This is a genomic window from Sorangium sp. So ce124, from assembly GCF_051525235.1.
Taxonomy (GTDB): domain Bacteria; phylum Myxococcota_A; class Polyangia; order Polyangiales; family Polyangiaceae; genus Sorangium; species Sorangium atrum.
In genome coordinates, this window is record NZ_CP150312.1 from 13461479 (window position 1) to 13488457 (window position 26979).

Sequence of the window (26979 nt, forward strand, 5' to 3'; positions counted from 1 at the left end):
GACTCATCGCTCCTCGCGGGGCGCGGTGACCCTCGCCCACACTGCAAGGATCATGGCCTGTTCCACGGTGCTCGGCGGGGGATAGCCCTTCGGGGGCTCGGCCGGCAGGGGCACGGGGGGCTTTGCCCTGCGCCATGGCGCGTCGTGCCGCGCCGAGGCCCCGGCCGCGGGGCCGCGGCGCGCGACCTCGTAATCGACAGCGGCGACCGCCTCTTCGAGGGTGGAGAAGCGCTCGACCAGCTTGCCATCGAGCAGGACGTGCCACCGCTTCCCCCGACCGCCGCGGGTAAGGACGACGACCTCGCTGATCGCGCCGGGCTTCTTCTCGTAATGGAGCGCGAGGCCGAAGCGGCCGAGAGAGGCCCACGCATTGCGCGAGATGGCCATCACCTCGGGGTCGACGCGGAGGCTCAGCGGATCGAAGTGCGCGGCGCGCTCCTGGATCTCGCGCAGCGTGATGCGGCCCGCCTCGACCTCGAACCCGGGGTAGTCGAACGTCACCTGCCGGTAGAAGCGGCTCGCCTCCGAGGCGTCCCTGCCCTCGAGATCGAGGTCGCGGGGCATGCCGAAGAGCGAGGGCAGCGTGCACAGCTGGAGCGAGGAGAGGTCGACGAAATCGAGGATCAGGCAATCCTTCTTGCCTGGATGGAGGCGCGTGCCGCGCCCGACGCACTGGGCGTAGAGCCCATCCGAGCGGGTGGGGCGGGCCATGGCGATGCAGGAGACGCCAGGGTCGTCGAAGCCCTCGGTGAGGACAGCGACGTTGGTGAGGACCTGGACGCGCTCTTCCCGGAAATCGGCGAGGATCCGGCCGCGGAGGTCGGAGGGCATGTCGCCGTGGACGTAGGCCGATCGGACGCCCAGGTGGTTGAGCGCCTTCGAGAGGTTCCTGGCGTGCGCGACCGTGACGCAGAAGGCGATGGTGCGGCGGTCGCGGGCGAGCTCTTGAATGGAGCGGGCGACGAGCGCGTTGCGCTCCTCCAGGTCGACGGCCTCCTCGAGCTCCTCCGTGGCGAAGTCGAGGCCGCCGGCGTCGAGGCGAGAGAGGTCGGTGGCGGTGGCGACGCGGTAGCCGGTGAGGGGGGCGAGGTAGCCGTCCGCGATCATCTCGGTGAGGGAGCGGCTGTAGACGATCGCCTCGAAGACATCGTCGAGCCCTTTGCCGTCGCCGCGGGCCGTCGTGGCGGTGAACCCGAGGAGGGTGCCTGTCCACGCGGGGTCGAAGGCGCCGAGCTGGCGCAGGACGCGGCGGTTGTCCTCGGCGGGGGCGTGGTGGCATTCATCGTAGATCACGAGGCCGATATCGCGGCCGCTGGTGACCTGCTCCAGACGCTTCTCGTGGAGGGAGCGTATGGAACAGACGATGACGCGCGCGTCCGCCGGGGCGCGGAGCTCGCCCTGCTCGACGGCGACCGTGGCCTGCCCGGCGAGGGCGCGCTCGATCTTGTCCTTGGCCTGGAAGAGGAGCTCTTCGCGGTGGGCGAGGACGAGGACCTGCCGCCTGGCGAGGCGGGCGAGATGGGAGAAGATGACCGTCTTGCCAGCGCCGGTGGGGAGGCACACGACCATGCGCCGGACGCCGCGCCTGCGGGCCGCGAGCACGGCCTCGACGGCGGCCCGCTGGTAAGGGCGCAGGGCGGGCGCGCCGGGGCCGGCCGGTGCAGAGACGGTCGTGGGGATGGTCATGAGCTCTCGCGCGGGCGTGGCGATAGCATGGCCCGGAGCCCCTGTCCGTACGCCTCACGGCCCGGGTCCGCTCTGTGGTCGGCGAGGCGTGCCGGGGGCGGCGCGGGCGGGACTGCGTCGCTGTCCCCGAACGATCGATGTCACCTCGACCACTGGGAGAAGAGGTATCCGTAGAATTGCTCGAGATCCACCTGGTCGAGCGCCTGCACCGGGCGACCGCCGGGCACGACCCTGGTGCGCCCTTGCGAGGGGCCCGTGGTGACGATCTCCGTCTCCCAGGCGCGGAGGGTGAACATCTCCGGCTTGCCGACATACGAGGTCGTCAGCACGTCCCACGCGAAGTAGTCCTGGTGGCCGGCGAGCGCGTAGCAGGTACCCGCGAGGTCGGAGAGGGGGTATCGGCGCTGCCGGGACAGGCGGCGGAGGAACGCCTGGGTGACGGGGACGAGGTTCGTGATGTCCAGCGGACAGAGGGTGATCGGGATGGCGGTCTTCCAGATGCGGTCGGCGGCGATCGGGTCCCAGTAGACGTTCCACTCGGCGGAGCCGTCCTGTCCGCTCTCGAAGGCCGTCTGCACGTTCCCGGGCACGTTGAGCGCGCCGCCCATCCAGACGATCTCGCGGATATTGCCCTCGATGCGAGGATCGATGTCGAGCGCCGCGGCGACGGTGGTGAGCGGCCCGGTCACGAGGAGCGTCACGGGCTCGGGGGCGGCGCGCAGGGCGCTCGCCATGAAGGCTTGTCCGGTCTCGGGGACGCGCCGGGTGAGGAGCTCCTCGCGCTCGTTCAGGATGGGGATCTTGTCGATGCAGAAGGCGTCGCGCCGGAAGATGGGCGGAAAGGGGTTGAGCCCGCGGACGGTGCTCTCGGCGACGGGCACGTCGTGGCGGCCCACCAGATCGAGGATCTTTCGCGTGACGCTGACGGCGGGCTCGATGTAGCAGTCGGCAGGGGTGACGACGACGCCGAGGACATCGACGTGGTCCATCGTCAACAGGAGCAGCAGTGCGAGGTAGTCATCGACGCCGCCGTCGTGATCCATGAGGACGCGCGTTCGTGTCATGAAGAGCTCCTTGCGAGCGCGGAGGGGTGGCGCCGCGCGCGAGAGAGAGCCCGACCGGGATCTGCCTGGCGGCGACGAGGAGAATTTCAGGGCAAAGGCGCGAGGGCGCAAGAGACCATGAAATCGCATCCCGTCGCCGCTGCCATTCTCTCCCCGGAGAGCGTCCGCTGCGCGCGACGCGCGTCGCGCTGGATCGACTTCGGCGCGACGCTTGGACCGTTCAGCGGCGGTCGCGGCGACGACGCGCGCGGCTCACGAGGGACAGCGCGAGCCCGATCGCAGGCAGCGCCCAGCCCGGCGAAGCGGTGCGGCCCGCGCTGCCGGCGCTGACCGAGCAGCCGCCGCTCTGGTCCCCGCCATCCGGGTCCTCCGGAGAGTCCCCGCCTCCAGCCGCCCCGGATCCCCCGGAGCCGCCACCGCCCACCCCGGATCCCCCGGAGCCGCCACCGCCCGCCCCGGATCCCCCCGAGCCGCCGGCACCCGCGCCGGTGTCCTCGCAGGAGCTCATGTCATCTTCGGCGCAGAGGTTGCCGCGCCCCTCGCAGTACGCCGCCCTCGCGCTGCACCAGGCCTCCTCGAAGCCCTCGGGCGGGGAAGCGCACGCCGCGACGGCCTCGCCGATGCGCGACGCGTCGGCCGGGAAGACGCCCGTCGCGCCCGCGTCGCCGTGCGGAACGCAGGTGCGCTCCGACTCGACCGTCGCGCCGTCGATGAGGCTCTTGTACGTGAGCTGGTAGCAGTACTCCGTCGCCGCGACGTCGTATGTCTGGCTCAGGTACCCTTCCCAGACCGTCTTCTTGGCGAGCTCCTTCCCGTCCGGGCTCGAGAAGGTGAAGATCTGCACGTACTGCCCCACGCCGTGGTCCGCTCCCCCGCTCACATCGAGGGAGACGGTGACGTAGCGCTCCATTTCTTCCGCCACGCAGCTCTCTTGCGGACCGCAGCTCCCCGGGCCCAGATCGGCGGTGCAGCAGCTCGTCTCGCCGTGCCAGCGCTCTCCCAGGGTGATATTGGCCTGGACTGGGATGGCGCCGACGTCCATGTCGACAGCGGCGCTGGCCTGGGTCTCCCAGACAATGACGCTGCGGTTCTGTCCCTCGACCTCGACCTGGTAGGTGTGGCCGTCGAGGAGCGGGGCCGCGGGGCGAAAGGCGAGCAAGCGCTCGCCCTGGCCGGCGGGCACGTCGGCGACCTCCTCCTGGGCGCCGCTGATGGCCTCGCCCGTGTCCTTGTCCTTCACCACGAGCTCGGGCGCGCCTTCTGGGCAGTGGGAGTAGCAGGAGACCCGGGCCACGATGACCCCGTCGAGCGGCACGACGCGCGTGACCCCGGACGCGTAGGGGCCGTCCGGCGGAGGCGTACAGGCAGAGCTCGGACGGGAGATACCGAGAGCGCCCAGGCCTCCCATGACGGCGAGAGTCAACGCGGTGAAACGAGAATAAGGCATCGAAGTTCCTCCTCAAGCGACCCGACGCGGGTCAACCCCGCACGGGCGTGTGCAGACACGCGCCGATGTGCAGACTCCGTGCCGGTCGCGACTCCCCGGGCCGCCGCGAGGTTCTCGTGGGTTCCCGTACCCGTCGCATGTCACCGTGTGTCAACGTGTGCCGGCAGCCCTGCGCGTTTGGCGGGGACGCCGGATGAGCGCCTGCCGGGCGAGCTCGACAACGCAGGTACGGCCGGCGCGCGAGCGGCTGCATTGCCCCGAGGTCGCCGGTGGTGCTGAACGCCAAGCCGCCTGAATGGGGCGCACCGCGGCGGCATCAGAGCCGCGTGGTAGCCAGGGAGGCCCCATGCATTCCCATCGTGCGCTCATCGGCTGTGCCGTCGCGTCGTGGATGTCCCTCTCGACCACGAACGCGTCGGCAGAGGTGGTCCTGGACCAGATTCAGTTCTACGGGCGAACCACGTGGAGAAAAGATTACAAGAGCGCAATATGCGACTTTAACGTCATCGACGTCAGCATCGCCGCGATACCGTACGAAGATGTCTACTCCGTCGAAGCGGAATACGCAGGGGTGACGACCCCGCTCACGTTCAACGAATACAACCATCGTTACTACGCGAAGATCGACACGAGCGCGGTGCCCTACGGTCCTCACACGTTGACGTTCATCGCGTACGACAAGGGCGGGGAGGTGCGGACGAGGCAGTACATCGTGCACAAGTACGCGCCGCCCAGCGTCTGGGTGACGAGCCCGCGGCCCAACCGCACGCTGACCGGGGACACCCGCATCGCTGCGACGTGCGTCGGGACCCCTCCCTATTCCTGCACGCAGTTCAAGGCGCGCGTCCGGAGCCAGGTGCGCGATGAGGTGCTGGTGGGCGTCCCGTCGTCGGTGCCGGGGAGGATGGACGTGCTGCAAACCCTGTCATCGCCGCTCCAGTCGGGCGAGGTGCTCACGGTCAGGCTCGAGGCCATGGACGGCGTGGGACCGGTCTGGTACGGGCCGACCATCGGCGGGGGACTCGGCTTCTACGACTGGGCGCTCCCGCGCACCTACGTCGAGCGGAGCCCAAGGCTCACCGCCGTCCAGCGCGCCCCTGGCGCCATCCTCGATTTCGACGCGACGCGCGTCCTGTTCATCGATCACGGGCTCCAGATCGGCGTCGTCGATCGCGTGACTCAGCAGGTGACGTGGCACGGAGAGCTGCAGCCCCATCATGAGTGGATGCACAAGCCCGGTCAGGGGGCGCTCACGCCGTCCGGCGTCGTCATGCAAGCGTGGTACGGGTACATTTTCATGTGGAGAGACGGCGTGCTGGACCGGACGCCCAGGAAGGGGCGGCTCGACGGGGTGAACGGCGACACGCTCCTGTGGACGAGGGCCGACGACGACGAGACCCTCGTGCACACGTTATCGACGGGCGCCGCGACGAGCTTCGGGCTCGCGCCCGGCAGCGCGTCGCAGTTCCAGGCGGACATCACGGCGTCAGGCGACATCTACTACAGCACGCACGAAGAGCCGTGGATCCACGGGCCGGGCGGGATCCGCCTCGGGGACCACCCCGGCTTCTTGCAACGGCCCATCTCCGATGGGACGAACGTCGCGGGCCGGTGGTGGAATGGGTCGGTGAGCTCGAGCTATCTCTACACGGCCGATGGCGCGGAGGTGTTCCTCGGCGAGTCGAAGACCGGCGACGCTGCTGGGCTGCTGCTGCACGCAGGGTACGCGGCCTACCTGAAGAGCGACGGCGCCGTCAACCAGGTGTGGCTGCGGACCCCCGCGGGTGACGAGCACCAGGTGAGCGACTTCGTGACGCCGAGCCAGCTCGATCAGCAGGAGCTGCGCGTCGGGCACGGCGGTATCAGCGACACCGGCGAGGTCATGTTCCTCAACGACAGGAAGCGTTACATCGGGCGGCCTGGGGCCGCCCCGGAGGAGATCAGCAGCGATCTCGGACACGGGCGCTGGTTCGATGGGGACTGGTACGTGGCCATCGGTGACACGCTGTTCAAGGTGATGAGCACCGAGGCGCCGGCCCTCCATCTCGTCGCGTCGCCGGGCGAGGTGCGGGGCGACGCCGCGGAAGAGGCGCAGCACGACCTCACGCTCACCGCGCTCGCGCCGGGCGAGCCCCTGGATCCATGGACGCGCTCGGGGGACCTCCTGCACATGCCTGGCGCCTCGCTGGCGTCATTTCGCGATCCAGGGGCCGCAACGCACGCCGGCCCCCGCGCGCCCGACGAGGAGCCGTCGGCTGCCGCTGCGTGCAGCATCGGTCAGGCGGCCTGCTCGGGCCGCTGTGTCGCCCTCCTCTCCGTGGCGCTCCTTGGCCTCTCGCTCTCGCGGCGCCGCCGCGGGCAGAGGTAGCGAGAGATGTCGAGCCCGCGCGTCCCACGGGCGGGGATGCCAGCGGAGCGAGCGAGGCGGAGCGCACGCCCGCCGCGCGGCACGTGCGCCGCACGGCTCAGCCTGGTTGCTACTGCAGGCGTTGCAGGTGGTGCTCCTCGCCATTCAAGGTCAGCACCGCCATGAACCCCTCACGCGCGAGCTCCTTCTCGATCCTGAGCTCGTGCGTTCCCTGGGTGACGGAGGTGTCGACGACGCGCGTGACCTTCGGTTCCAGGGCGCCGCCGGGGTAGCTGTAGATGTCGAGGCGCAGCGTGCAGGCGCGCTCGATCGTCGCGCGCGCGACGAAGGCGTCATCGGCCTCCGTCACCGAGAAGGCGCTCCCGAGCTCTCCCTCGACGGAAGATCTCCTGAGCGCCCAGGCGATCTGCTGGCTGGCGATCGGGGCGTACACGTCCAGCACCATCACGTCCCTGTTCTGCTCCTTGAAGCGCGCGTGGAGGCGCGCGCGGGTGGCGGCGTCCACGCCGCCGCCGAGCGTGATGAGGTCGAAGTCGCCTGCGTGGAACTCCGTGTCCGGCGACGCGCTCAAGGTGCCGACGGCCGAGTGCCCCTGCGCGTTCAGCGCTGCCACGCCCCGCTCGAGGACATCGGCCCTCTTGCCGATGACGAGGATCCTTGTCGCTCTCGATGCCATGCTCTCTCCTTACCTCGCGATCTGCCGCCGCGCCCTACTGGAACGCTTTCACGTGGCGTTCCAGCCATTCGTCGAACGTCCGCCCCCTGCGCCCGAGGAGCTGCTCGATGGCGGGCGAGGGCTCCTCTCCCTTCCCGGTCCGGATCAACGCGAACGCCTCGAGCAAGGCGCGGATGAACGCCTCGGGGAGCCCCGCCTTCACCATCCCCTCGCGGGCGGCGTCCTCGCTGACATCGACGTACCTGAGCGGTCTGCCGATCGCGGCGCCGATCTTCGCCACCTGCTCCGCTGCGGTCAGCGCCTCCGGCCCGGTGAGCTCGTACTCCTTGCCTTCGTGCCCCGGCGAGGTCAGCGCCTTCACCGCGACCGCCGCGATGTCGCGCTCGTCGATGGGCCTCGCCTTGGCGTCGCCCAGGGGCTGGAACACCGCGCCCTGCGCCTTGATGGACGCGGCCCACCGGAGCGTGTTCGAGGCGAACCCTCCCGGCCGGAGCATCGTCCAGGCGACGCCCGACGCCTTGACCCTCGCCTCGGCCTCGCGGTGCCAGCGGGCGATCTGGACGTCGGGCGCGCGGGCGACGCTCGACGACGAGAGCAGCACGATGTGCTTCACGCCCGCCCTCTTCGCGGCGTCGGCCGCGTTGCCGGCGAGCTTCGGCAGGTCGCCGCCCACGCAGACAAGGAACGCCCTGTCCACGCCGGCGAACGCCGCGTCGAGCGTCTCGGGCTTCGAGAGATCGCCCTTCACGACGGCGATCTTGCCGCCGAGCTCTCCGAGCTTCGCCGGATCGCGCACGAGCGCGCGGACCGGCTGGCCCGCGTCGATGAGCTGCTCGAGCACCGCACCGCCCACATTCCCTGTCGCTCCGGTCACGAGGATCATTCGCCGCTCCCTTTCATCGCGTTCACCCTCCAGGATGCACCGCCTCGCCTCGTCGGCGGGCCGCGTCCGGAGAGCAACGTGCAACAACGCCTCCCGCATGTCGGATCACGTGCCAATGTGTTGGAATAACTCTGCTCGTTTGTTGCCTGCCCACCGTGCCCTTCCGCGCTGGAAGTGCTCTGTCAGCCGAGCTGGATCGCTATGATGTCGAACCGTTTCGAGCGCTCGCGCGGGCGGCCCTGCCTGCCGGAGACTGCGCTATAAGCCGCCGGTCGAAGGAGACCGAACATGCGTCCGCTCTTCCGTGCCGTATTTTTCTCTGTGATTGGATTGATCGCTTGTGACGGCAAGTCTGATCCTGATGGGAACGTAGCATCGGCAGGCTCCAGCTCGACGGGTGGGGCCGTGGCTGGCGGCGCGGGGGCCTCGGGCGGCGCGGGCCCCGGCGCCGCCGATGCGAGCAGCGGCAGCGGCGGCCAGGCCGGCGCGGGTACAGGCGGTGAGGCTGGCGGGGGCACAGGCGGTCAGGCCGGCGCGGGCGCGGGCGGTGAGGTCGGCGCGGGGGGGCAGGGCGGAGCAGCGTCGTTTCCTCCGCTCAAGATCTCGAGCGATACGGCGTCCATCGAGTTCACTCCTGCGCTGATCGCGGCGCAGGACTTCTACCCCGGTGAAGCGACCGTCCAGTCCGGCGGCATCGTGGGCATGCTCAACGACACCAGCGTCGATCTCGGCACGAACGCGGAGACGCAGACGCTGCGACAGTCGGTGGCTCACCCGAACCTGCGGATCATCTTCACGGTGACGGAGACGTTCTACCGGATCGTGGCCAACCGGTCGGCGGGGATCAGCTCGCTGGCCGATCTGCGGGGCAAGCGGATCGGCTCGATCGCCAGCACGTCCGCGGCCTTCTTCATCCACAAGTACCTGGGCACCGTGGGTCTGACCGACGCCGACTACACGGTTGTTTCCGGGAGCATCTGCATGGCGGCGCCCTGCGGCAGGAACACCTTGCCGGCCATGCTCGAGGAGGGCGCCGTGGACGCCGTCGCGCTCTGGGAGCCCTCGACCCAGCTCGCGGCGAACGCGATCGGGAGCAACGCCGTCGTGTTCCAGGATCGCTCGCTCTACCGCGAGATCGTGAACCTCCACAGCACCGCCGAGAAGCTCGCGGATCCGGAGAAGCGGCGCGGAATCGTCGCGTTCGTGCGATCGCTCGCGAGCGCGCAGGAGCTGTATCGCACCGAGCCAGAGGCGGTCTGGCCGAGGATCTCGGAGGCGATCGGCATCGAGCCCTCCGTGCTCGAGCAGGTCTGGGAGGACGAGCGGTTCCAGGGCACGCTGGTGCCCGACATCCTGGATGTCCTCGAGGAAGAAGAGGGCTGGGTCGCCGCCCAGAGCAACCGTACCCCGCGCACCCGCGCGGAGCTCGCGCTGCTGGTCGACGACAGCGTGATGCGGGAGGCCCTCGGGCTTCGGTAGGTGCTCGGCGCGATCGCCTCCGCTTGTCGTATCGTGGGCGTCGTGCGGCCTAGCCCACCCGCCTCGCCCTCCCGTCTTCGCGAGTACCTGGCCATCCTCGCTGGTGCGCTGGCCGCGGGTGCCTGTGGCGCGCTCTTCGATCAGGCCACCGCAACGCTCTCTCCAGAGTATTTCCTCGACGGCAAGGGCCTCGCCGCGTCGAGCTTGCCGTTCCGGCTCGCCGTCGCGTGGACGGGGTTCCGGGGAGGTCTGCCGCTCGGCGCCCTCGTCACGGGCGTGGGCCTCCTCCGCTCCGCGCGCAGCGACCGGTTCTCGTGGCGCGCCTGGCTGGGCAGGATGATCGCGGCGGTCGCCGCGGCGCTCGCGCTCTGCCCGGCCGTCATGGCGGCGCTCGACCCGTTCGGCGTGCGCGAGGCGAGCCTCGGCGTCTGGTCCCGCGGCGCCACCACGAGATACCTCGTCTGCTGGGGGCTCCATGCCGGCGCTTACCTCGGCGTTCTCGTCGGCGTCTTTCTGAAGGGCCGACCCGCCCTCCGCCGATCGTCGGGGCCGTGAGAGGGCGGGTCCTCTCCGCCGCGCTGCTCGATTTCATTTTCTGCTGATCGCGCCCGCGCCGGACGGCCTCGCCGTCGAGGTCCACGGGCTCCCCAAGGGCGACAGAGAGGCCGCCGCCCTCGACCACTTCGTGATTCCCTGGCCGGCGCGCTAGGGCCCGCGCTACGCGGCCGCGCCGAGGGTGCCGATCTCCTCGAATTCGCGGATCATCCGATCGAGACCGCCCTCGTCGACGCGGAGGCCGAGCGCCGCCGCGGCGTGGACGAGGAGCTTCCGCTCCCGCAGCGACGCGACCTTGTCCGCGGCCGCCGCGATCTCGAGCGCGCGCAGCAGCGGGGCGCGCGCGCCCTCCGGCACGCCGCGGAGGCGCTCGATCCAGGTGATGTCGTCGGCGAGCCGCTCGTTCAGGCCGACGCGCGCCGGGGCCGGCAGGCGCCGCAGCACGGCCGCGAGCAGCGCGGACTCCTCCGGCGTGAGGCGCCCGTCGGCGGTGAAGATGAACCAGAGCCCTTCGAACAGCCGATCGAGGTGCGGGCGCAGGGTCTCGTCGCCGAGCGCCTCGTCAAGCGCGCACCGGTAACGCAGGTATCGGCGCGCTGTATCCCCGAGGCGCCGGGTGACTACCCAGCTCGTGATCGACGACGAGGCGACCGAGAGCACGGGCACCAGGTTGCGCGCCACGCTCTCGCCGGCGAGCCGCGCCGCGAGCTGCTTCGCCACCTCCGAGCTGCGCCCGCGCGCCGCGCGCACGAGAACGCCCGCTGGATCGTCCGTGTCCTGGGGGTGCTCCACGACGCCGAACGAGAGGGCGAGCAGCGCCCACACGTCGGCCGGCTCGTCCGGATCGAACCGGCGCCCGAAGAGATCCGCGAGCTCGCAGAGCATCCGCACGTGCAGGAGCAGCCGGAGCACCGTCTCAGCGCCCATCGCGAGCATGGCCGCGGGGATCGCGACGAGCCCGCCGAGCCCGTTCGTCTCGGCCGTGGCCACGGCCGCGCCCGTCGAGAGCGCCCCCGTCGCGCCGCCCGCGAGCGCCGAGCCGATGCAGGCGCGCCGGATGACCGCGCGCGCGTCGGTCGGCTCCGTCACGCCGCTCGACGCCGAGATGGTCGCGGGGCGAGGCCGCCGGTTGTAGCGGCGCACCGCGCTGGACAAGACCTCCGCGAGCCATGCATCGACCGGGCGCACGTGCACGCCCGCTTCGCTCGTCGCCTCGCTCAGCGGGAGCGCCGCGGCCCCCGCTGCGTCACCAGGATGCGCAGCCTCGTCGCTCATGGATCAAGGCGGTTCAAGATGCATTCCGCGCCCCGCGGGCGCCGAGGCCGAGCCCGTTCGCAGCACTGCCGAGATCGGCTATCGCCTTGGTCGGGCGGAGAAGGATTCACCTGCTCCCTCGCAGACGAGGAGCTCCTTCCGCTCACACGGCTCGACAGGCCAGCTCAGCTCCAGAGGGCTCCGTCTCGGCCTGAACGGATGCTCCGTGGTACGGGCGTCCTCGCCCTGCCTCCCACTTGAGCGTGTATACCGGAACTCTGGCGTTGATACGATGAAAAAACGCGTCTTCGATGCCATCGTCGCCTCCGTCATCCACGCGACGCGCGTGGCCGAAGGGAGAGAGACGATGCGGGTATTGCTGACGGGAGTGGGGACTCGCGGTGACGTGCAGCCCGTGGTGGCCTTGGCTGTCGAGATGCGGCGCCGGGGGCACGATGTGAGGCTGTGCGTTCCGCCGAACTTCATCGACTGGGTGCGCGGCCTGGGCTTCACGGCGACCCCGATCGGGATCGCGATGCGGCAACCGAGCGGGGCCGCCGCGCCGGCCTCCCCGCCGACGCCGGAGCAGGTCCGCGCGCTGCTCGAGCACCTCGCGAGAGACCAGTTCGAGGCGACAGCGTCGGCCGCCGAGGGATGCGACGTGATCGTGGCCGGCGGAGCGCACCAGTACGCCGCGCGGTCCATCGCGGAACGGCTGGGTATCCCGTCCATGGTCGCCGTGTACGCGCCGGTGGCCCTGCCGTCGCCGGATCATGCGCCCGGCGGGGAGCCCGGGGGCGACCCGGAATCCAACCTCCGACGCTGGCAGGACGAATCGCAAAGCTGGAACGAGCGCCTCCTCGAGCGGCTCAACGCCCATCGAGAGCGCTTCGGCCTGGGTCCGCTGAGCGATGTCCTCAGCCATGTCCTGGGCAAGGCGCCGTGGCTCTCGGCGGACTCGGTCCTTGGGCCGCTGCCGGCGACGCCCGGCCTGCAGGTCACGCAGACGGGAGCCTGGCTCCTTCCGGATCATGCGCCGCTCGTCCCCGAGCTGGAAGCGTTCCTCGCCGCCGGCGAGCCGCCCGTCTACATCGGCTTTGGCAGCATGCCTGTCGACAGGCAGACCGGCCGCAGGGTCATCGAGGCCGTGCGGGCGGCGGGGCGCCGCGTCGTGCTGTCGCAGGGGTGGGCCGAGCTTGGTCTGATCGATGACGCCCTCGACTGCATCGCGATCGGCGACGTCAACCAGCAGGCGCTGTTCCCGAGGGTCGCCGCGGTTGTGCACCACGGCGGGGCGGGTACGACCACGACGGCGGCGCGGGCGGGCATCCCGCAGGTGATCGTCCCGATGTTCGCCGATCAGCCCTACTGGGCCTCGCGCGTCCGGGCGCTCGGGATCGGCACGTCCGTGGCCCGTGGGGCGCTGAGCGCGGAGGCCCTTTTGGCCGCGCTGGAGGGCGCCCTCGACCACGGGGTCGCTGCCCGGGCGGCTGCGAGCGCGGGCGCCGTGACGGTGGATGGAACGGCCGTCGCCGCCGACCTTGTCGAGCGGGCCTCCGCGTGAACCGCGGGTGATGGCCGCGTTCGTCTGGCCGTGTCAGCAGGTCACTCTGCGTTCTTCTGGAGGACAACCCCGGCTGCAGCGCGAAACTCGTCGTCCGGTGTCGTCAGCAGATCCGCCACGGCGGCTCGCGCGAGCTCTTCCGGCTGCAAGCCGAGGCTCTTTGCACGTTCCTGGAGGCGGTCGGCTTGCGCGGGCGACAGCTCGATGGCGAGCTCCATGGGACGCAGTGTACCTCGGGCGACCCTGGCTCGTCACCCGGTATACGGGCGGGCCAGCGAGCGATGAATCCCGGCGGAGAAAGGCGGTTCCATCCGTCCCGAGAGCGCAACGGCCGATGGGGGGTGAGGCTGGAGAGAGGAAGATCACGGAGCGTTCGGGAGTAACGGTTTGCCATGCGGAGCCGTTTCGAGCCGGATCGTCAGCGATGCCCCAGCGCCACGCGATGGCCGCCCGACCCGGATCGCCCCCACCCGGGTCGGGTTGCTGCGCTTCGTCGGCATGTTTCGTCGGCGACACGCCGCACCCGCGCGAAAGAGAGCACGAACGACGGGAAGATGAGCTTCCGTGAAACCACCCGCCCGCCGCCGCGTAGAGGTGGCATCTCCGCGCCGCCAACGCCGACAGCAGCGCCCTACGGGGCGCTCGCAGGCGTACCGCTCGCCGCTGCGGCGCGGGGAGACACCTGGCTGTGGGCGCTTCTGCCCGCAGCGGGCTGTGCTCGGCCGGCGCCCCTGGCGCCTTCATGTGGGCCACGAGGCCCGAAGGAGACAATGACCATGAAGACGATCCGACTCGCGCTCTGCGCTCTCCCCCTCATGCTCGCCGCCTTTGCCGTCCCCGCGATCTCGGCGGCCGAGACCGGCCCGACCTCTGCCACGAGCGCCGTGCAGGTCGAGTCCACGGCCGCGGACGCGTCGGCGGAGCTCGGCGGCGCTGCGGACGATGCGCGTGGTGACGTCACCGATGCCGACGACGCCTCTCTGATGAGCACCGCCGCGCGCTCCGATCGTCCCAATGCCCCTGGCGTGAAGCTGTGCTGTGGAACGGCGGGGGACTACGGGGTCATCTGCTGGCGCTGCTGAGCGGACGCTTGACGTCAGCGCAGGCTCTCGGCCGCGGCACGCTGGCGCGCGATCGACCCGATCTCGCGCCGGCGCCCGGCCAGAGCCATGCGTCGAACCTCGACGTCGAGGTGCGCGGCGGCTCGCGAAGCGCAGCTCAGCGCGCGCAGCGCCGACGCTTTGACGCCCACGGAGCCGCCGCGCAGCTGCGCACCTTCACCGCACCGGCGTCTCGCTCTCGCCGTCGTCGAAGAACTCCATCCCGTCATAGGGCTTGTCGCGGCAGGACGCGAGGCGCGTCCGGAGGTCGCCGACGTGGATCTCGAGCTTGTGTCCGTCTGGGTCTTCGAAGTAGAGCGACGCCCCTTCGGAGCGGTTCTCTTTCCAGATCCGGGCGTCGCTCAGGCGAATGGCCTCTTCCAGGGAGGCGAAGCCCTGTGCATCGACCGAGAGCGCGAGGTGCGAGTCATCGCCCTGCCGCGCGGCGCGCGCGTCCAGCTCCAGAGAGAGCCAGAGCGTTCCCAGCTCGAGATATGCGCCCCTGGCCCACTGCGCTCGCCGCTCTCCGCCGAGCACCTGGACGTAGAAATGCACGGCGCGGTCGATGTCTCGAACCGCGAGGGTCACGTGGTTGACGCCGCCGATCGCCATGGCTCCGGCAGCATAGTCGATCATCGGCTCGTGCGCGCATGTCGGCAGCACGTCGAGCGTGAGGAGAGCGGCTCGTCGGCGACGGTCGGCGTGAGCTCCAGCGCAATGGCGACGACCGCACCGGGCTCGGAGTTGAGGAGGGCGTCGATGATCTGTTGCCAAGTCCGCACGGCCAGCTAGGGTGCGGGCCCCAACGGACGGAAGGCGCGGATGAAGGACACCCTGTCGGCGGCGGAGGCCAGGCGCATCGCGCTGGCGGCGCAGGGCTTCCGGGCGGAGCGACCCGGGCCGGCGACGACGAAGCAGCAGTTGACCCGGCTGATCGAGCGGCTGGGCGTGGTGCAGATCGACAGCGTCAACGTCGTCTCGCGCACCCATTACCTGCCGGCCTTCTCGCGGCTGGGGGCCTATCCGCGGCCGATGCTGGAGGAGCTCGCGTGGGCGAGGAAGCGGCCGCTGTTCGAATACTGGGCGCACGAGGCCTCGCTGCTGCCGCTCACCACCCAGCCGCTGCTGCGCTGGCGGATGGCCGACGCGCACGACGGGGTGGGCGTCTGGAAGGGTGTGGCGCGCTTCCTGCGCGAGCACCGGCCGGTGGTGGACCGGGCGCTGGAGCAGATCCGCGAGCGCGGGCCGCTGGCCGCCTCCGAGCTCGAGATTGGCGCGAAGGGGCCGGGCGGCTGGTGGGGCTGGAGCGACGCCAAGCGGGCGGCCGAGTGCCTGTTCTGGATCGGCCAGCTGACGACCGCCACCCGGCGGGGGACCTTCGAGAGGGTGTATGACCTGCCGGAGAAGGTGCTGCCCAGGGCCGTGATCGAGGCGCCGACGCCCGCGCGCGAGGACGCACAGCGCGCGCTGATCCGCATCGCCGCCCGGGCCCTGGGCGTGGCGACCGAGCGGGACCTGCGGGACCATTTCCGCATGGGGGTCGCCGAGACGAAGGCGCGGGTGACCGAGCTCGTCGAAGCCGGTGAGCTGATCCCCGTGGGCGTGAAGGGCTGGCGGGAGCCGGCCTTCCTCGATCCCGCCGCCCGGCGGCCGCGTCGGATCGAGGCCTGCGCCCTCCTCTCGCCCTTCGACAACCTGATCTGGTTCCGCGAGCGCACCGAGCGGATGTTCGGCGTGCGGGTGCGGCTCGAGATCTACACCCCAGCGGAGAAGCGGACCCACGGCTACTACGTGCTGCCGTTCCTCGAGGGCGATGCGATCACCGCGCGGGTCGACCTGAAGGCCGATCGCAAGGCGGGCGTGCTTGTCGTGCAGGCAAGCCACGCCGAGCCCTGGGCGGGCGCGCAGACGCCGGAACGGCTGGCGGGCGAGCTGCGGACCATGGCCGCGTGGCTGGGCCTGGAGCGCGTGCGGGTGGAGCCGAAGGGCGACCTGGCGGAGCGGTTGGCAAAGGCCCTGTCGGGCAGATAGCCACGAACAACACGCTCCTTCACCGCGTGCGCTTCACCGCGCCGGAGCGGGCGAGCGGCTTTGCGCTCTTCCCCTCCAGCGATCCGACGACGTTCGCCACGACGTCGCGGATGAACCGCCTCGCCGGATCTTCGTCGGTGGCGCGCAACCACAAGAGCTCGAGCTGCGCGCCCTCGAGGGAGAACGGCACGGGGACCGCGCGCAGATGCGACCGCGCCCGGATGAGGTGGCCAGCGAGCAACGACGGCACCGTGGCCACGAGGGGAGAGCCCTCGACGAGGTCCGCGATGTAGCCGAAGGAGTGCACGGAGACGCGGACCGTCCTGGCTTTGCCCAGCGCGTCTTCCACGACGCCTCGCGTGTCGCCGGCATACGAGACGACGACATGCTCCTGGGCGAAGTAAGCGCGCTCGGTGAGCGGGCGTGGGAGCCTGGTGAAGCGCGCGTCGTACAGGCAAACGAACGCCTTCGGCCCGCTCGGGTGCGCGGTGAGCGGCTGGCGGAGGATGGATTTCGGCAGCTCGTCCGCCACGGTGACGGCAAAGTCGATCTTGCTCGAGAGCAGGCTCTCCTCGACGGTCCGAAACTGCACGGGCAGCACGATGAACTGCATGCGCGGCGCCTCGGCGCGGAGCTGGGCTATCAACCTCGGGAGGATCACGGACTCGAGCCCGTCGGCGAGCCCGAACCGGATCGTGGCGGTCGAGAGCCCCGGATCGAAGCGCGGCGCCGCCGTCGCGGCGGCGATGAGCGGCGTGAGGTGCGCGCGCGCCGCCGCGAGCAGCTCGGCGCCGCGCGTCGTCAGCGCGACGCCGCGACCCTGACGGGTGATGAGCTCTGCGCCGACGAAGGTCGCGAGCCTCCGCATCGAGGCGCTTACGGCCGGCTGCGTCACGTAGAGGCGCGACGCAGCGCGCGTGAGGCTCCCTTCCTCCGCGACCACCACGAACACGCGGAGCAGGTTCAGGTCGAGATCGCGGCCATAACCATGGTTTATGTTCCCCATCACGACTATCCGTTAGCATTTCTGTTTGCTCCGCCGTACTCCTTTCCGTGGGTCGCGGCGCTGGCGGAGGCGTCGAACGCGTGAACGCTCCCTCGGAGCTCGAAGAAGAGGTCGAATCATGAAACTCCAAGGCAACACCTCCGGGGCACGCCGCTCATGAGCGCCGCGAAGCTCGTCGATGAGGCCCTGAAGGGGCTCGAGAGAGACCGCCCGGAGATCCGCGTCAGCTTCGCGAACGTCTCCGAGCTCATTCACAAGGGGCCGGGAAGGAGCGCGCGATGGTGACGGAAGCACGAAGCGGCCGAGTGGGCCGCTCTTCGACATTGAAAGAACCCTACGCGGCGGGCGCCGTGACCTCCAGGGACGGCACCACGATCGGCTACCGCCAGATCGGCCGAGGTCCCGGCGTCATCCTGGTGCAAGGAGCGATGGGGACCGCCGCCAACTACGACCAGCTCGCGAGGGCCTTGGCCAACGACTTCACGGTCTACCTCCCTGACCGGCGGGGGCGGGGCATGAGCCCGCGGGAGTACGACGCCGGGCACTCCATCGAGAGAGAGGTCGAGGATCTCGACGGCCTCCTCTCACGAAGCGGCGCCCAGCTCGTGTTCGGGCTCAGCTCGGGAGCGATCATCACGCTCGAGGCCGCGCGCGCCTTGCCCTCCGTCCGCAAGGCGGCTGTCTACGAGCCCCCGTTTTATCTCGAGGGAGTGCCCCTTGATGAGATCGCGAGATTCAACGACGAGATCCGCCGCGGGCAGCTGGCCTCGGCGCTCGTCACGGTGAGCAACATCGTGCGTCTCGCCCCGGGGTTCCTCGCCGCGGTCCCGCGCCCGCTGCTCGCGCTGGCGACGAGGGGATTTCTCCGCCTGGACGACAGGAGGGGCTCAGGGCAGTACGCGCCGGTGCGCGAGTTGCTCCCGGCGATGCGCTTCGATTTCAAGATGGTCGTCGACAGGGGAGGAAGCATCACCTCGTTCAAGGCCATCGAAGCCGAGATCCTCCTGCTCGGAGGCACGAAGAGCCCGAGGTACCTGAAGAACGCCCTCGATGCGCTGGAGACGATCCTCCCCAGGGTCCAGCGGACAGAGCTCGAAGGCGTCGGTCACGAGGCTCCCTGGAACGCCGATCGGGGAGGGAGCCCCGAGCTCGTCGCGCAATCCCTGCGCGGGTTTTTCAGGGAAGATGGCGCCTGAGCTCAGCGAGAACCTCTTCCGACACTACCCCGACCTCGGTCGGGTCGCTCCGACGAGCTCGATGCGGCTCCACACGTCGCCCTCACACGAACCCTCGGCTTCGATCCAAGCGCGGCAGAGCTCACACTCGGTATAGATCTCGAAGCGCGCGGGCAGCCGGAAGCGCTCCCGGTCGGGCGCGGGTAGGGCACATTCCTCGTCGACGTGTTGCCGCGGCGGTGAAGGCATCCCCTGCACCCATTCGAACAGGCCGCAGGGACCGTCCTTTCCCTGCCAGCCGTCGACCGTAGTCCCACACCTGGGGCAAGCGAGCTGCGGCACCGGCGTATACCAGTCGAACATCCCCATGATGAAAACCTGTCAATGCGGTCGGTCCGCCCAACGGCTCGGTGGTGCGCTGCCGCGCCGCGGGCAGGGTCAGCACCAGCGCTCCGTCGGTCGCATCTTTCGTGGCATCTTGGACGGTTCGCGACCTGGGCGCCACGCGGCTCCGCCTCGCGCGCCGCCTGTTCGCGTCGCGGATCCGTCGGTGGGTTCGGGCGCTCGGGTGTTCCCAGGGCGTCGCGACGCTCACCCTGCGTGACCTGGCTGTCGACCCAGCCCAGGACGTTGATGGGCCGGCCCTCGGAGACGAGGGCGCGCACCAGGTCGTGTCCATCGAGACTGGCCCTGTGCCGGGGCGCTGCCGCGGGCCGCGGTGCGGTTCGTGACGTGCCCTGGCGTCGGGGCGCATACAGGTCACACGGCGTGACGACTCGAGGGAGCTGCCCGGAATTGAAGCAGTGGAGGCGGCTGCTCCGGCCCCTGCGTCCCCGCACGCATGGGCTTGGCGTGCCGCTTGACGATTCAACATGGCTGCAACCCTTCGAGAGACGCCCTGATGCCCTCCGTGACCCATGAAGCCCTGGTGGAGCTGTTCAAAAACCGGCCGACGCTGGCCGCCGAGATGCTCCAGACGCGCTCGGCCAGCCGGTCCCGACGTTTACGGAGGCGCGCGTCGAGTCCTCCGATCTCGCCGAGATCGTTCCCTCGGACCGCCGCGCGGACGTCATTGTCGTGCTGCTGGTCGGCGAGCAGCAGCGGCCCGCGATGGCCATCGTCGTCGAGGTCCAGCTCGGCGTGGACCCGGACAAGCCGTACGTCTGGCCGGTGTATGTCACCCAGACGAGGGCCCGGCACCGCTGCCCGACGTGGCTGCTGGTCGTGACGATCGACGCGGAGATCGCGCGGTGGTGCGCGAAGCCGATCGACGCGGGCCACCCCGGCTTGACGCTGACGCCGCTGGTGCTCGGGCCCGAGGGCGTCCCGGTCATCACCGATGCCGAGCAGGCGAGGGCGGCGCCCGAGGTGGTCGTGCTCTCGGCCATGGCGCACGGGCAGGGCGAGGTGGGGGAGGCGATCGGCGTGGCGTTTCTGGCGGCGGCAGCCGAGCTCGATGAGGAGCGCCGCGCCGTCTACGGGGACCTGGTGCTATCCTCGCTGAACGCAGCGGCGAGGCGGATGTTGGAGGCGATGATGAAGAGCGGATACGAGTTTCAGAGCGAATTCGCGCGCAGCTACGTGGCCAAGGGCGTGGAGAAGGGGCGGGAGCAGGGGCGGCAGCAGGGGCTCCTCGAAGGGAAGGTGCAGGCCGTGCTGGCCGTCCTCGAGGCCCGCGGGCTGGAGGTCCCTGCCGAGGTACGGGAGCGCGTCCTCGCGAGCACCGACCCGGCCGAGCTGGACCGCTGGATCCGCCGCGCTGCATCCGTCGGCGACGCCAGGGAGCTGCTCGCGACGACCGGCTCCTGAGCGCGCACCGCGTCGGGAAGCCGTCGAGCGGCTGGCGGCACACACCGTCATGCTCTGCACCGGGGACACGCTGCTCCCCGAGCACCTGCCGGCGAAGATGCGGACCGGCGACGCGCCCGCGGCCCCTGTGCAGCGGGGCCCAGCGTCGCCCCCGGCGCCGATCCGTGCCAGGATGCGGCCGGATCGTCGCATGGGAAACCACCTGGAGCGGGTCGTCGGGGTGCTCAACGGGGTCCTCGGCGACTACCTGAAGCGGACCAGCAACGGCCTCGCGACCGCGATGCAGCTCGTCCGCGACGGGCACCCCGTGCCGCTTGCCAGGGCATTTCCCGCGGCCGTCTTTGCCCAGGCCACGCCCCGCGTCGTCGTGCTCGTGCACGGGCTGATGAGCACCGAGGAAGTCTGGACGATGCCGGACGGCGAGACCTACGGATCGCTCCTTGCGCGCGACCTCGGGTACACGCCGCTTTATGTGCGGTACAACAGCGGCCTCCGTGTCTCCGAGAACGGCGAGGCCCTGGATGTCCTCCTCGAACAGCTCGTCTCTGCCTATCCTGTTGCCGTGGAGGAGCTGGTCCTCATCGGCCACAGCATGGGCGGCCTCGTCGCGCGCAGCGCCGCGCACGCGGCGAGCGACAAGGATCGACGGTGGCTGCCCCTCGTCAAGCGGGCCTTCTATCTCGGCACACCGCACCTCGGCGCCCCGCTGGAGCGCTTTGGCAACGTGGTCACGTGGGCGCTCGCGAGCATCGACAATCCGTACACGAAGCTCATCGCCGACATCGTCAACCTCCGCAGCGGCGGGATGAAGGACCTGGCTTATGCCAATCTCCGCCGCGAGGACTGGGAGGGCGCCAGCGCGAACGCCCTGCTCCAGAATCGCCGCCATCCCGTGCCCCTGCTCCCCCACATTCGCCATCACCTCATCGCCGGCGCGCTCACGGCCGACCCGAGGCTCTCCCTCCTGTTCGGGGACGCGATGGTCTCGCTGCGGAGCGCCACGGGGCGGGCGGTCGCCGAGGACCGGTGCTCGCCCTTCCCTCAAGAGCACGCGCGGATCATGCCGTCGCTCGGACACCTGCGCCTGGCTCACGACCCGGACGTCTACGCGCAGATCCGCGCGTGGTGTGAGGAGGTGGTGTGATGGACCGGTGGCGCGGCTTGAAGGACCTCGTGCAGGACGCGGTCGACCACGGCTCCCGGCGCGTGGAGCGCCTCCAGAAGCACGCGGCGAAGCTGCCCTTCGACCTGCTGGAGCAGATTCCCCCGATCCAGGCGCCCGTGAGGGGGATCCGGCTCATCCACGATACGACGCTATCCGGCGTCCACGGGGCGATCCGCCTCGTCAACCGCGCTGTGGGGGGCGCGGTGGATGTGGTCCTCTTTCTCGTGGAGCAGAAGGCACGGCCGGCGGAGCCGCCGGCCGGCAGCGAGGGCGCCGCGCCGGACGCGCCTTCCGGGAGCTCGGACGACAAGGCGATTTGAGCGCTGTGAAAACCGGCAAGCGGCCCGGAGGCGTCAAGCCCGGCGCGTGTTCCTCGCGCCGCCTGCCTGTGCTGGGCGCGTGTTCGTCGCGCCGCCCGCCTGTGCTGGGCGCGTGTTCGCCGCGCTGCCCGCCTGTGCTGGGCGCGTGTTCGCCGCGCTGCTCGCCTGTGCTCCCTGAGCGTTCCGGCGCGCGCGGTCTCGCGGGCCGCTCGGTAGAATCACCACCTCGACCTTGCGAGGCGGGGACGATACGCCCCGCATGCTCAGCCCCTGCGTCTCACGGCGGCGGCGCTCGTCGCGGTTGGCATCGCCGATGAGCTCCAGGACCGCCTCGGTGTCGACCCGCCTCGAAGACGCCCGGAAACGGCCGCTCAGCCGTGTCTCGGGCGTGAGCTGGCTGCACGAGTAGAGCTCCCACATCTCCTGCGCGTAAGGGCGGGGCTGTCGATTGGGAGCGAACCGAGAGAGGAAGCGCTGGAGGTTGTCGACGTCGCGCAGCAGCAGCTTTCGCGCGTTCTGATTGCTGGAAGCGTCCACTGCCTGCGGGAAATCGATGATGACCGGCCCGTCCGCCCCCATCAGCACGTTGAAGTCGGACAGATCGCCGTGCACGACCCCGGCGCTCAGCATCCGGACCGCTTCTGCCAGCAATCGGTCGAAGACCCACACCGCCTCGTCGGGGTTCAGGCGCACCTCGGCGAGCCGCGGGGCCGGGCCGCCGTCGGCGCCGGTGATGAGCTCCATGATCAGCACACCGTCAATGAAATGGTGGGGTATCGGGACGCGCACCCCCGCGCCGCGCAGGCGGAAGATCATGTCCACCTCGGTCGATCTCCAGGCGGCTTCGTCCTGCGCACGACCATGGCGCGAGCGCTTGTTGATCGCGCGCTGATCGCGGCTGTTGCGCACCTTGCGCCCCTCCGTGTACTCCGCCCGGTTCTTGAAGGTCCGGTCCTGCGCCTCTTTGTAGACCTTGGCCACCCGAAGCTCGCCGCCGGAGCGCACCAGGAAGACCTCCGCTTCCTTGCCGCTCATCAGCGGGCGCACGACCTCCTCGATGAGCCCTTCGTCGGCCAGAGACATCAGGCTGCTGGGAATTCGCATCTCGTTCTTGCTTCTCCGCCGGGGATCGATCTCCGCCTTTTAGCCACACCCCCTGGGGCGCCGCAACTGGATTGGTCCTCGCCGCTTCCGCGGACACCCCGGACGACACCACGAAGAGCGCTCCACCGGTCGGATCCGGGCTACCGTGATCGCCATGAACCTCGCCGGAATCGCCCATATCCAGCTGTCGGTCACGGACTTCCCGCGCAGCCGCGCGTTCTACCGCGCGCTGTGCGAGCACTTCGAGATGCATTGCCAGTACGACGATCCGGGCAGCGAGAACGAACGGCCCATCCTCTATTACATCGGGGGCAAGACCGGCTTGTTGATTCGCCCCGTGAACCCGGAGCACGCCGACGCCCGCTTTCACCAGTACAAGCCCGGCCTGCACCACCTGTGCTTCCGCGCCCGCAGCCGCGAGGATATCGACGCATTCCACGAGTTCTTCGAGAGCTCGCTGGCCGCGCTCGGCGGCAAGCTCGTGCACGCGCCGCAGGACGGCGCGTGGGCGGCCGGCTACTACTCGATCCTGTTCGAGGATCCGGACGGCATCCGGCTCGAGATCAACCACGTGCCCGGCAAGGGCAACCTGTCCGAAGGCATCGAGCTTCCGCTGCCCGCGCGCGTCCCGGGAGGCGTGCCCGAGCAAGCGTGAGGAGGCGCGGTCTTCGCGGGATTCATCGTGCGACGAGCGCGTGACCTTCGCGCGCTGCCGAGCTCCGTGGACACCCCTCCACCTCGTGCGGCCATGGCGGAGGCGCCGTCTCCGCCTCGTTCGGCTACGGCGGAGGCGCCATCTCCGCCTCGTCCTGCGGAGGGCCGTCCAGCTTTATTTGCACCTTTACCTTCCGCTTCTCTCCGTCTCCCTCGATCTGCACGTCGACCTTCCCCTCGACGCCTTGCGCCGCGAGCTGATCCATCACCTGCCGCCGCGCCGCCTCCACGTCGTCCTTGTCGAGCACATCGAGATCGAGCAGCTCGTGCCCGAGCTTTGCTCCCAGCGTCCCGCGCACGGTCCCGGCCAGCACGTCCTCCCGGATCTCCGCGCCGGCGAGCGCCGGGAATGCCGCCCGGATCCGCTCGGCCACGTCGCCCTCCGGCACCTCGTCGCCCCACACATCGAGCGTCAGCGTCGTCGCCCCGTCGCCGCGCCGCCCCCGCACCATGACCCGCGCCCTCCGCGCCGTCTTCCCCTCGCCGCGCACGGCCGCCATGAGCGCTTCGGGCTCGGGCAGCTCGGCGCCGTCCGCCACCTGGATGCTGATGCTCCGTCCCACGGGCACCTCCACGTCCGCCGGCGCCACGCACGCCGCCGCCCCGCACACGACTGCCGCCGCCGCCACCACCAGCGCCTTGCGCAACCAGAGCCGCTTCATCGGTATCACCTCCTGCTCGGGGTAGAGCTGGCCGAACGCCGCCATCAGCTCGCCTTCGAGCTCGCGCGCGTGCTCTGGCCTCAGCGGCGCCGGCTCCCCGAGCAGCCGGCGCAGCTTTCGTCGCACCTCAAAGTCCAGCATTGGAAACACCCTCTCCGCGGGACTCACCCGCGTCCTGCTCGGCGCGCGCCTCTAGCCGCGCCTTGAGCTCGCGCAGCGCCCGCGACGCCCGCTGCTTCACCGCGTCCGCACGGAGCCCGAGCAGCTCCGCGATCTCCTGGTGTTTCAGCCCGTCGCCGTACCGCAGCGCCAGCACCTCCCTCGCCTCCGCCCCGAGCTCCGCCAGCGCCTCCCTGACCGCGCGGAGCTCCTCGCCCCGCACGAGCGCGTCGAGCGGCGTCCCGGACTCGTCCGCGAGCACGCCCGCGAGATCGTCGACCGGCGCCTCCTGCCGCGCCGCCCGCAGGTGGTCGATGACCAGGTTCCTGGCCATGGCCAGCACGAACATCCGCGGCGTCCCCTTGCGCCGATCGAACTCTCCCAGCCGCTCCAGCAGCCTGTGGAAGACCCGCGCGACCAGATCCTCCGCGTCCTCTCGCCGGCGCACGCGTCGCGAAGCGAAGCGCGCCACCGGGTCGTACAGCTCCAGGTAGAGCGCCCGGAACGCGCCGCGATCGCCGCGCCGGGACGCCTCGATCAGCTCGCAGTGGTGGTCATCGCGGGAGGGCCAGAGAAAGCTCATCGCGGGGCTCACCCTCCTCTACGGTAGAGGCGCCGGAAGGTGACAGGAGAGCGGTCGATTCATCGGCTGCGGCCGGTCTGGACGACCGCCCGGCGACGGCGCTCACCCCCGTGATGTCGATGATGGCGATGGTCGCTGAGAGTTGATCACGACATCCCTGCTGTCCCGATCCTTGGCGAACATCATGGCAGGCATGTACTCGAGGAATGCGTGGAACAGCGCCTCGTATCTCTGCAGCTCCACCTCACGGCGCGCTTTCTCCGACTCTCGAGGCGGACCGGCGGCTCATTTAGGAGGCGTGCCCGCTCAGCGGGGCGGCCCGGAGTCCGCCGCAGCCCCGGTCACGCGCGGCTTCGCGCGGAGCTCCGCGAGCGTCCACCGCGCCACGCCGCGCGCCCCCTCGATCGTGAAATGCACGCCGTCGGGCCGGATCGCCCCGTCCTCGTACATGCGCCGGCACTCGCCTCCGGGGCAGATCTGCTCCTGGAGGTCGAGGAGCGCGACGTCGGGCAGCGTCGCGACGACCTTCCGGATCGAGCGGTTGATGCACGTGACCTGGTCGCGGACGTCCTTCGTCTCCCAGTCGCCGAGCGCGTAGGGGACGGTCGCCATCCAGACGCGCACGTTTGGGTTCTGGAGCTTGTCGAGGTTGGTGACGAGGTTCGCCTCGAAACGCTCGTGCCACGCCGGCTTGCACGCCTTCGTCCACTCGTCGTTCACCGTGATGCCGTGCATGAAGGCGCCGCCGAGGTAGAGGACCGCGGCGTCGGGCTTCGCCTGCGCGAGGAGCGCGGGCCACTCGGTCATGCCGCAGAGGTCCGCCATGATGGTGCAGCCGTCACGCCCGTGGAGGTCCACCGCGAGCCCGCGCTCCTGCAGACCGCGGAGCGCCCAGCCGAGCGTGTTCGCGGTCGAATCGCCGACGACGACGACGCGGAACGTGGCCTCGTCCTTCACGACCGCGCTGACGAGCGCGTTGATCATCGCGGAGCCCTTCGGCGCCTCGCCGTCCTGCGCGTGGGTCGCACGGACGGCGATGAGCAGGCCGAGCGTGACGCCGGCCGGCACCGCCCAGAACGAGCGCCCCTTCGGCAGCCCGCGCTCGCGGATCGGCCTCTCGAGGAAGCGGTAGGAGACGAGCGCGACCGCGAAGGTGATCGCGAAGCGGAGCGCGGTGAGGGCGGGGCCGTGCAGGCGATCGCTCGACACGAACACGTGCACCGGCCAGTGCCAGAGGTAGACGCCGTAGCTGATGGTGCCGACCCACGCGAGCGGGCGCCACGCGAGCGCGCGCGCGACGAGGCTCCGCGAGCCCTGCACCGCGCACGCGATGAGGACGAGGGCCCCGAGCTCCGTCAGCCAGAACCCGCCGTGGTAGAGGAGCCACGACTGGCCGTCGAACACGGACCACGCGATCGCGAGGCCGATCGCCGAGGCGACGCCGGCGCCGTCGAGGAGGCGCACCGCGCCCGGGGAGAGCGCGGCGCGCGGCGTGAGCACCGTCGCGAGCGCGGCGCCGAGGAGGATGCCGGAGGCGCGCGTGTCCGTGCCCATGTACACGCGCGTCGTGCTCTCCGGCGCGAAGAGGACGAGCATCGCGATCGCGGAGAGCGCGGCCAGCGTCAGCGTGAGGACGAGCACGCCGCGGCGCGCCCACCGCGAGAGCACGAGGACGATGACGAGCGGCCAGACGACGTAGAACTGCTCCTCGATCGCCAGGCTCCACGTGTGCTCGAGCGGCGAGCGCGACGTGAAGATCTCCCAGTAGCTCCTGTGCGCATAGATGGCGCGCCAGTTCGCGACGTAGCCGAGCGTCGCGAGGACATCGGCGCGGAGGCCGGCGAGCGCGCTCGGCGGCCCGAAGAGGCGCCCGTGGAGCACGACGACCGGGACGAGCGCGAGGAGCGCGGGGAGGAGCCGGCGCGCGCGGCGGATCCAGAAGTCCTTGAGCGAGATCGAGCCGCGCGCCTCGTGCTCCGCGAGGAGGAGCGACGTGATGAGGTAGCCCGAGAGGACGAAGAAGAGATCGACGCCGAGGAAGCCGCCGCGCAGCATCCCGTTCGCGTGGAAGAAGAGGACGCCGAGCAGGGCGAGCCCGCGCAGCCCGTCGAGCGCGGGCAGGTGAGGGAAGAGCGGGCGGCGGGCGGGAGTGTCCACGAGGCGAGGGGCGAGACT

23 protein-coding genes and 2 pseudogenes are annotated in these 26979 nt (G+C 70.5%); 12 read left to right on the forward strand and 13 right to left on the reverse strand.

Annotation, left to right across the window (positions count from 1 at the left end; translation table 11 throughout):
* Window positions 1-3: 3 nt before the first annotated feature.
* From WMF19_RS50460 to WMF19_RS50470, 3 genes are all read right to left on the reverse strand, one after another.
* A complete protein-coding gene (locus tag WMF19_RS50460; RefSeq protein ID WP_437896910.1) occupies window positions 4-1686 on the reverse strand; it encodes a DEAD/DEAH box helicase in 1683 nt (560 codons plus the stop codon).
* A 140-nt stretch (window positions 1687-1826) separates the two neighbouring features.
* Entirely contained in the window at window positions 1827-2750 is a 924-nt protein-coding gene (locus tag WMF19_RS50465) for a nucleoside hydrolase (protein ID WP_437896911.1), read from the reverse strand.
* Between the two features lie 220 nt (window positions 2751-2970).
* On the reverse strand, window positions 2971-4197 hold the full coding sequence (locus tag WMF19_RS50470) for a hypothetical protein (RefSeq protein WP_437896912.1): 1227 nt from the start codon (window positions 4195-4197) through the stop codon (window positions 2971-2973).
* A 346-nt stretch (window positions 4198-4543) separates the two neighbouring features.
* On the opposite strand from WMF19_RS50470, the gene WMF19_RS50475 reads away from it, so the two are divergent.
* Entirely contained in the window at window positions 4544-6565 is a 2022-nt protein-coding gene (locus WMF19_RS50475) for a hypothetical protein (RefSeq protein ID WP_437896913.1), read from the forward strand.
* A gap of 109 nt (window positions 6566-6674) precedes the next feature.
* On the opposite strand, the gene WMF19_RS50480 is transcribed toward WMF19_RS50475, so the two are convergent.
* Both WMF19_RS50480 and WMF19_RS50485 read right to left on the reverse strand, forming a co-directional pair.
* Window positions 6675-7241, reverse strand: coding sequence for a hypothetical protein (locus WMF19_RS50480; protein ID WP_437896914.1), 567 nt, complete (start codon window positions 7239-7241; stop codon window positions 6675-6677).
* Between the two features lie 34 nt (window positions 7242-7275).
* On the reverse strand, window positions 7276-8124 hold the full coding sequence (locus WMF19_RS50485) for an SDR family oxidoreductase (RefSeq protein ID WP_437896915.1): 849 nt from the start codon (window positions 8122-8124) through the stop codon (window positions 7276-7278).
* A gap of 405 nt (window positions 8125-8529) precedes the next feature.
* Here WMF19_RS50485 and WMF19_RS50490 point away from each other — a divergent pair, with 405 nt between their 5' ends.
* Window positions 8530-9603 (forward strand): ABC transporter substrate-binding protein, encoded by a 1074-nt coding sequence (locus tag WMF19_RS50490; RefSeq protein WP_437896916.1) that lies wholly within the window; start codon window positions 8530-8532, stop codon window positions 9601-9603.
* A gap of 42 nt (window positions 9604-9645) precedes the next feature.
* Complete coding sequence (locus WMF19_RS50495) at window positions 9646-10158, forward strand: hypothetical protein (RefSeq protein WP_437896917.1); 513 nt, start codon at window positions 9646-9648, stop codon at window positions 10156-10158.
* 162 nt (window positions 10159-10320) lie between these two features.
* Here WMF19_RS50495 and WMF19_RS50500 read toward each other — a convergent pair whose 3' ends face one another.
* Window positions 10321-11433 (reverse strand): hypothetical protein, encoded by a 1113-nt coding sequence (locus WMF19_RS50500; RefSeq protein WP_437896918.1) that lies wholly within the window; start codon window positions 11431-11433, stop codon window positions 10321-10323.
* A 346-nt stretch (window positions 11434-11779) separates the two neighbouring features.
* Between WMF19_RS50500 and WMF19_RS50505 the strand changes: the two genes are divergently transcribed.
* Window positions 11780-12976: a glycosyltransferase gene (locus WMF19_RS50505; protein WP_437901769.1), complete on the forward strand. Its 1197-nt coding sequence runs from the start codon at window positions 11780-11782 to the stop codon at window positions 12974-12976.
* Window positions 12977-13017: 41 nt separating this feature from the next.
* Here WMF19_RS50505 and WMF19_RS50510 read toward each other — a convergent pair whose 3' ends face one another.
* Complete coding sequence (locus tag WMF19_RS50510) at window positions 13018-13194, reverse strand: DNA-binding protein (RefSeq protein WP_437896919.1); 177 nt, start codon at window positions 13192-13194, stop codon at window positions 13018-13020.
* Window positions 13195-13752: 558 nt separating this feature from the next.
* Here WMF19_RS50510 and WMF19_RS50515 point away from each other — a divergent pair.
* On the forward strand, window positions 13753-14058 hold the full coding sequence (locus WMF19_RS50515) for a hypothetical protein (RefSeq protein WP_437896920.1): 306 nt from the start codon (window positions 13753-13755) through the stop codon (window positions 14056-14058).
* A gap of 195 nt (window positions 14059-14253) precedes the next feature.
* Here WMF19_RS50515 and WMF19_RS50520 read toward each other — a convergent pair whose 3' ends face one another.
* Window positions 14254-14688 (reverse strand): VOC family protein, encoded by a 435-nt coding sequence (locus WMF19_RS50520; RefSeq protein WP_437901770.1) that lies wholly within the window; start codon window positions 14686-14688, stop codon window positions 14254-14256.
* 210 nt (window positions 14689-14898) lie between these two features.
* On the opposite strand from WMF19_RS50520, the gene WMF19_RS50525 reads away from it, so the two are divergent.
* Window positions 14899-16107 carry a winged helix-turn-helix domain-containing protein gene (locus WMF19_RS50525; protein WP_437896921.1) on the forward strand — a complete coding sequence of 403 codons (1209 nt, stop codon included), beginning with the start codon at window positions 14899-14901 and terminating at the stop codon, window positions 16105-16107.
* A 19-nt stretch (window positions 16108-16126) separates the two neighbouring features.
* On the opposite strand, the gene WMF19_RS50530 is transcribed toward WMF19_RS50525, so the two are convergent.
* On the reverse strand, window positions 16127-17113 hold the full coding sequence (locus WMF19_RS50530; protein WP_437896922.1) for a LysR family transcriptional regulator: 987 nt from the start codon (window positions 17111-17113) through the stop codon (window positions 16127-16129).
* Window positions 17114-17269: 156 nt separating this feature from the next.
* Between WMF19_RS50530 and WMF19_RS50535 the strand changes: the two genes are divergently transcribed.
* From WMF19_RS50535 to WMF19_RS50555, 5 genes and pseudogenes are all read left to right on the forward strand, one after another.
* Window positions 17270-17398 carry a hypothetical protein gene (locus WMF19_RS50535; protein WP_437326583.1) on the forward strand — a complete coding sequence of 43 codons (129 nt, stop codon included), beginning with the start codon at window positions 17270-17272 and terminating at the stop codon, window positions 17396-17398.
* Between the two features lie 38 nt (window positions 17399-17436).
* Entirely contained in the window at window positions 17437-18309 is an 873-nt protein-coding gene (locus WMF19_RS50540) for an alpha/beta fold hydrolase (RefSeq protein WP_437896923.1), read from the forward strand.
* A gap of 880 nt (window positions 18310-19189) precedes the next feature.
* Window positions 19190-20097: pseudogene (locus WMF19_RS50545) on the forward strand (hypothetical protein).
* Window positions 20098-20146: 49 nt separating this feature from the next.
* The gene (locus WMF19_RS50550; RefSeq protein ID WP_437896924.1) at window positions 20147-21241 is read left to right on the forward strand and encodes an esterase/lipase family protein; all 1095 of its coding nucleotides are present in this window, start codon (window positions 20147-20149) and stop codon (window positions 21239-21241) included.
* Complete coding sequence (locus WMF19_RS50555; RefSeq protein ID WP_437896925.1) at window positions 21241-21582, forward strand: hypothetical protein; 342 nt, start codon at window positions 21241-21243, stop codon at window positions 21580-21582. The genes WMF19_RS50550 and WMF19_RS50555 overlap by 1 nt, the downstream gene beginning before the upstream one ends.
* Window positions 21583-21816: 234 nt before the next feature.
* Here WMF19_RS50555 and WMF19_RS50560 read toward each other — a convergent pair.
* Window positions 21817-22686, reverse strand: a pseudogene (locus WMF19_RS50560) (PA4780 family RIO1-like protein kinase); the annotation flags it as partial.
* Between the two features lie 154 nt (window positions 22687-22840).
* On the opposite strand from WMF19_RS50560, the gene WMF19_RS50565 reads away from it, so the two are divergent.
* On the forward strand, window positions 22841-23341 hold the full coding sequence (locus WMF19_RS50565) for a VOC family protein (RefSeq protein ID WP_437896926.1): 501 nt from the start codon (window positions 22841-22843) through the stop codon (window positions 23339-23341).
* A 124-nt stretch (window positions 23342-23465) separates the two neighbouring features.
* Here WMF19_RS50565 and WMF19_RS50570 read toward each other — a convergent pair whose 3' ends face one another.
* The 3 genes from WMF19_RS50570 to WMF19_RS50580 all read right to left on the reverse strand — a co-directional run bounded on the left by WMF19_RS50570 (window position 23466) and on the right by WMF19_RS50580 (window position 26961).
* Window positions 23466-24203: a hypothetical protein gene (locus WMF19_RS50570; protein ID WP_437896927.1), complete on the reverse strand. Its 738-nt coding sequence runs from the start codon at window positions 24201-24203 to the stop codon at window positions 23466-23468.
* Window positions 24190-24804 carry an RNA polymerase sigma factor gene (locus WMF19_RS50575; protein WP_437326589.1) on the reverse strand — a complete coding sequence of 205 codons (615 nt, stop codon included), beginning with the start codon at window positions 24802-24804 and terminating at the stop codon, window positions 24190-24192. The genes WMF19_RS50570 and WMF19_RS50575 overlap by 14 nt, the downstream gene beginning before the upstream one ends.
* A gap of 306 nt (window positions 24805-25110) precedes the next feature.
* Window positions 25111-26961 carry a DUF459 domain-containing protein gene (locus WMF19_RS50580; protein WP_437896928.1) on the reverse strand — a complete coding sequence of 617 codons (1851 nt, stop codon included), beginning with the start codon at window positions 26959-26961 and terminating at the stop codon, window positions 25111-25113.
* Between the last annotated feature and the right edge of the window lie 18 nt (window positions 26962-26979).